At 52.7% G+C, this 1,669-nt stretch carries 1 rRNA gene; it reads left to right on the forward strand.

The features are described 5' to 3' along the window. Positions 1-1,669 (forward strand): 23S ribosomal RNA (locus V6D20_13475); the annotation flags it as partial.

Consider the following 1,669-nt stretch of genomic DNA (forward strand, 5'->3'; position numbering starts at 1 on the left):
GACCGATAGTGAACCAGTACCGTGAGGGAAAGGTGAAAAGAACCGCTGCGAGCGGAGTGAAATAGAACCTGAAACCCTGTGCCTACAAGGTGTCAGAGCAGCTTCGGCTGTGATGGCGTGCCTTTTGCTTAATGAGTCTGCGAGTCAGTATGTGTGGCAAGCCTAAGTTCTTCCGGAACGGAGGCGCAGCGAAAGCGAGTCCGAATAGGGCGACTTTAGTTGCACGTGCTGGACCCGAAGCGGAGGTGATCTACCCTTGACCAGGTTGAAGCGTCAGTAAAATGGCGTGAAGGACCGAACCGGTGAATGTTGAAAAATTCTCGGATGAGTTGAGGGTAGGAGTGAAAGGCTATTCAAACCCCGTGATAGCTGGTTCTCCTCGAAATGCATTGAGGTGCAGCGTCGCGTGCTGATTACCGGGGGTAGAGCACTGAAAGGGCTAGGGGGCATACCCGCCTACCAACCCCTATCAAACTCCGAATACCGGTGAGTGGAGCGCGGCAGTGAGACGGTGGGGGATAAGCTTCATCGTCGAAAGGGAAACAACCCTGATCAGCAGCTAAGGTGCCTAAACCATGCTAAGTGGAAAGGATGTGGGATTTCACAGACAGTGAGGATGTTGGCTTAGAAGCAGCCACCATTTAAAAAGTGCGTAATAGCTTACTCATCGAGAGATCCTGCGCCGAAAATGATTGGCGATAAGCATGGTACCGAAGCTCTGGGTGTTCATCCATTGGATGGGCGCGGTAGAGGAGCATTCTCAACACGTTGAAGGGTGATGGCGACTGACCCTGGAGAGTTGAGAAGAGAGGATGCAGACATTAGTAACGATAAGGCCGGTGAAATCCCGGCCCGCCGTAAACCCCAGGTTTCCCGGGCTACGTTTTTCGTCCCGGGGTTAGTCGGGACCTAAGCCGAGGCAGATATGCGTAGGCGATGGACAGCTGGTTAATATTCCAGCACTTCCGAAACTTAAGCAGGGAGGACGCATTGATCAAAGCCACCAGGTGATTGAATTCCGAGGTGAGGCTACGGCCGATCCGTATGGCTGGCGTCAGTGCCAAGAAAAGCCCCTGTGCATGCTAAGGAACCCGTACCGTAAACCGACACAGGTGGGTGGGTAGAGTATACCAAGGCGCAAGAGTGAACCCTAGTTAAGGAACTCGGCAAATTAGCCCCGTAACTTCGGAAGAAGGGGTGCCCCCTTTGGGGGGCCGCAGTGAAATGGCCCAACCGACTGTTTAGCAAAAACACAGCACTCTGCCAAGACGCAAGTCCAAGTATAGGGTGTGACACGTGACCAATGCGGAAAGATTAAGGTAAGGGGTTAGCCTCTTTTGGCGAAGCTCTGAGCCCAAGTCCCCGTGAATGTCGGCCGTAACTATAACGGTCCTAAGGTAGCGAAATTCCTTGTCGGGTAAGTTCCGACCTGCACGAATCGTGTAACGAGTTGGGCGCTGTCTCAACTAGGTGCTCAGTGAAATTGTAATGGCGGTGAAGATGCCGCCTACCCGCAGAAGGACGGAAAGACCCTATAGACCTTAACTGTAAGCTGTCATTGGTTTTTCGATTCTCATGCTCAGCATAAGTGGGAGACGTTGATATGGCCCTTTAGGGGGTCGTGGAGTCACCAGTGAGATACCACCCTTGGGTGTTGGAAGATCTAACC

This window comes from Candidatus Obscuribacterales bacterium, from assembly GCA_036703605.1.
GTDB lineage: Bacteria > Cyanobacteriota > Cyanobacteriia > RECH01 > RECH01 > RECH01.